This window comes from Dietzia sp. Cai40 (genome assembly GCF_014145165.1).
GTDB lineage: Bacteria > Actinomycetota > Actinomycetes > Mycobacteriales > Mycobacteriaceae > Dietzia > Dietzia natronolimnaea.
Genome location: NZ_JAALEB010000236.1, coordinates 1 through 3,803, shown reverse-complemented (window position 1 = coordinate 3,803; position 3,803 = coordinate 1). Strand labels below are relative to the sequence as shown.

Annotated in this window: 3 protein-coding genes; 1 reads left to right on the top strand and 2 read right to left on the bottom strand. The window is 71.7% G+C overall.

The annotated features are described in order from the left end of the window. Positions 1-258 precede the first annotated feature (258 nt). A complete protein-coding gene (locus tag G6022_RS09815) occupies positions 259-1,149 on the bottom strand; it encodes an oxidoreductase (protein ID WP_182639103.1) in 891 nt (296 codons plus the stop codon). Between the two features lie 138 nt (positions 1,150-1,287). Beyond that, positions 1,288-2,082, bottom strand: a complete 795-nt coding sequence (locus G6022_RS09810; RefSeq protein WP_182639101.1) for a MerR family transcriptional regulator — start codon at positions 2,080-2,082, stop codon at positions 1,288-1,290. A gap of 102 nt (positions 2,083-2,184) precedes the next feature. Between G6022_RS09810 and G6022_RS09805 the strand changes: the two genes are divergently transcribed. Beyond that, positions 2,185-3,750, top strand: coding sequence for a succinic semialdehyde dehydrogenase (locus G6022_RS09805; RefSeq protein WP_182639099.1), 1,566 nt, complete (start codon positions 2,185-2,187; stop codon positions 3,748-3,750). The last annotated feature ends 53 nt before the right edge of the window (positions 3,751-3,803 follow it).

Below are 3,803 nucleotides of genomic sequence, written 5' to 3'. Positions count from 1 at the left end.
CGGCTCCGGGTGACGAGGTCCCGGGTGCCCGCGCTCAGGCCTCGGGCCCCGCGACCCTGGCCGCCACCGGCGTGGAGACCACCGCGATCGCGGGTCTGGCCACGGTGAGTCTGCTGCTGGGGGCCCTGTTGCTGGCGGGCTCCAGGCGCCGCGGCTGAGCCGCGAAAGTGCCGTGGCGGCTGAGCCGCGAAAGTGCCCTGGCTGCTGAGCCGCGAAAGTGCCCTGGCGGCTGAGCCGCGGGCGGGGCTCAGCTCGTCGTCACCGCGCCGCTGTCATCTCCGCGCACCGATCCCACAGGGCCGCCGCCACCGCGCGGTCGTGCGAGGCGCGGGTGGAGTCGACGATCTTCGGGTATCCGCTGAGCTCACCGAAGCCGTCGGGACCCACGTACGCGCCGCCGGGAACGGAGTCGACGGTGGCGGCGTAGAGCTGGGGCAGGGCCCCGCGCTCGGCCGGCTGGACGAGGAACGGGACCTTCTCCGCGACCCGCATCATCAGGTCCTGGACCCGGCTGCCGCTGCGGTACTGGAGATTGGTGGCCGAGTACCCGGGGTGGGCGGCCACGGCCTTCAGCGGTGACCCCGCCGCGTCGAACCGACGCTGCTGCTCGTAGGCCAGCATGACGCAGGCGAGCTTGGTGGCCGCGTAGACCCCCATCGGCGAGTACTTGCGGCGGGTCCAGTCGAGGTCGTCCGGATCGACGGTGCCCCTCTTGTGCATCATCGAGCCGAGCCACACCACCCGGTCGGTGAGCACGGGGACGAGCTGCTCGGTGAGCGCGAAGTGGCCGAGCACGTTCACCCCGAACTGCATCTCGTGGCCCTGGGCCGTGCGCGACTGCGGGATGTTCATCAGTCCGGCGTTGTTGATCAGCACATCGGGTCGGTGGTCGGCCAGCACCCGACCGGCGGAGCGGACCGAGTCCAGATCGGCCAGATCCAGCTGGACGACCTCCGCCCGATCCGGGTGCGCCAGGCCGGCCCGGGCGGCCTCGGCGCGGGTGGTGTCCCGGCACGCCATCAGAACCCGGGCTCCCGCCGCGGTGAGCGCCCGGGTGGACTCGAGCCCGAGGCCGGCGTTGGCGCCGGTGATGACGAAGGTCCGGCCCGTCTGGTCATGGATGTCGGCTGTGGTCCATCGACTGGTCATGCGTCCAGGGTACGCAGGACCGGCCTCTCGTCGGCCGAGTCGCGCGCCCGGAATGGACCGTCCGGGGCGCGTGACCGGTCGCGATCCGGACGAACACGCAGCGCGACCCGGGAGCGGATCGGTGAGGGACTACCGGGATCAGTCCCACGTGGCGGTGTCGGGGTCCACACCGTGCGCGCGGGCGTCGGCCTCGACAGCGGCTTCGATCCACCCGGTCAGGCCCGGCTCGAGCGAGTCGTACGTCTCGCTGAAGCGAGGGTCCTGCCGGTACATGCGCGCCAGCAGCACCTGCATCGAGCGCGTGCAGTCGTAGAACGTCGAGATCGACGCACGATGCCGCTCGACCAGCTCCGCGGCCCGGGGTGAGGCGGGGTCAACCCCGGCCCGCTTGGCTGCGGCCAGGTCGGCGTTGAGCGAATCCGTCTCGGCCTTGACCCGGCGCCAGTCCTCCTTGGACATCGTGCTCGTGCGCTGTCGCGACTGCTCCCACTGCGGGGTGTCGCCCCACTGCTGCTGCGCCTCGGCCTGCCAGTCCTCGTTCCAGTCGGTGCCGAAGATCTCGGCCCGATCCGCGGGTGTCAGTGGTGTGTTCACGGCGATCGCCTCCTTCAGGCGGTCTACTGCGGAGACCATCTCCTGCAGGTGCGAGATGCGGTCGAGGAGCAGCTCGCGCTGCCGGGACAGGTGGGCGCCCTCGTCGACGTCGGGGTCGTCGAGCAGCACCCCGATCTGCGCCAGCGGGAGGCCCAGCTCGCGGTAGACCAGGATCCGGTGGATGCGCGCGACGTCGTCGTCGTCATACACGCGGTAGTCCGACCACGTCCGTCCACTCGCCGGCGCCAGCCCGATCCGGTCCCAGTGGTGCAGGGTCCGGATACTGACGCCGACGAGGTCGGCGACCGCGCCCACGGTGAGCCCGTCACTGCTCGTCATCGCTCCAGCATCTCTCACATCGACCACCCTGGGCCCTGACGCGACGTCAGGGTCAAGGGCGAGTCGGTACCGCGTCGGCTTACTCGTCGGTAACATCGGGGCATGAGCCGACCCACGCCCCGTGTCTACGACCGACTCCGCGACCTGGTCGCGATCCCCGAATTCCGTTCCGATCCCTCGAGTCGGGAGTCAGCCGTCATCGAGGAGGTCTTCACCGGCGAGCCGCTCGCCGAGATCCCCGTGGGCACCGCCGACGACGTGCTGGCGGCCGTCGAGCGGGCCCGCGCCGCCCAGATCGCGTGGGCCGACCGCGAGCCCGCGGACCGCGTCGCCGTGCTCAAGCGCTTCGCCTCCCTGGTCATGCGCGATCGCGAGCAGCTCATGGACATCGTCCAGGCGGAGACCGGGAAGAGCCGGGCCTCGGCGCAGGAGGAGGTCCTGGACTGCCTCATCACCGCACGTCACTACGCCAAGACGGCCCCGGGGCTGCTCGCCCCCAAGCGGGTCCAGGGCATGCTGCCGGGCCTGACCAAGGCCGTGGTCCGACGCCACCCCAAGGGCGTCGTGGGTGTGATCGCGCCGTGGAACTACCCGCTCAACCTCGCCGCCACGGACGCACTGGCGGCCCTGGCCGCGGGTAACGCCGTGGTGATCAAGCCCGCCTCCATCACGCCGTTCTGCGCCCTGGCCGCAGCGGACCTGCTGTACCGCGCGGGTCTGCCCCGCGACCTGTTCCAGGTGGTCCCCGGTTCGGGCCGCACCGTCGGCGGGGCGATCGTGGAGAACGTGGACTACCTCATGTTCACCGGCTCCACCGCCACCGGCCGCACGCTGGGCCGCCAGTGCGGCGAGCGCCTGATCGGCTTCTCGGCCGAACTCGGCGGGAAGAACGCCATGATCGTGACCGAGGGTGCCGACCTCGACGAGGTGGCCGAGGTCGCCACGCGCGCGTTCTTCTCCAACTCCGGCCAGCTCTGCATCTCGGTCGAGCGGGTCTACGTGGAGCGCTCCGTCGCGCCGCAGCTCATCGAGAAGCTCACCGCGCGTGTGCAGTCCATGAGCGTGGGGCCCGGCTACGACTTCGAGGCCGAGATGGGCAGCCTCATCTCCCGTGACCAGCTGGACACCGTCTCCGCACACGTCGACGACGCCGTGGCCAAGGGCGCCCGCGTCCTGGCCGGCGGTCGCCCCCGCCCGGACCTCGGCCCCCTGTTCTACGAGCCGACCCTGCTCACCGACGTGCCCTCCAGCGCGACCTGTTACGGCGAGGAGACCTTCGGCCCGGTCGTCTCGATCTACCCGGTCGACTCGGTCGAGGAGGCGATCGCCGAGGCCAACGACACCGAGTACGGGCTCAACTCGTCGGTGTTCGCGGGGTCCGACTCCGAGGGCGAGCAGATCGCGGCGCGCCTGCGGACCGGCACCGTCAACGTCGGCGAGGGCTACGTCGCGGGCTGGGGCTCCGTCGCGGGCCCGATGGGCGGCATGGGCGCCTCCGGTGTGGGCCGACGCCACGGCGACGAGGGACTGCTCAAGTACACCGAGGCGCAGACGATCGCCACTCAGCGCGTCGTGCACATGGGCGGGCCGTCGTTCCTGCCCCGCACGCGGTGGCACAAGATGCTCGCCCCCGCGACGGACGCGATGCGTTTCCTGCCCGGCCGGTAGGTCGGTCGCGCCCCACGGCGAGCGGCGGCGTCCCGGGATACGGGGGCGCCGCC

Bases quoted from the DNA above. Each gene is read 5' to 3' on its own strand.
- G6022_RS09815 (WP_182639103.1), bottom strand. From the start codon at position 1,149: ATGACCAGTCGATGGACCACAGCCGACATCCATGACCAGACGGGCCGG.
- G6022_RS09810 (WP_182639101.1), bottom strand. From the start codon at position 2,082: ATGACGAGCAGTGACGGGCTCACCGTGGGCGCGGTCGCCGACCTCGTC.
- G6022_RS09805 (WP_182639099.1), top strand. From the start codon at position 2,185: ATGAGCCGACCCACGCCCCGTGTCTACGACCGACTCCGCGACCTGGTC.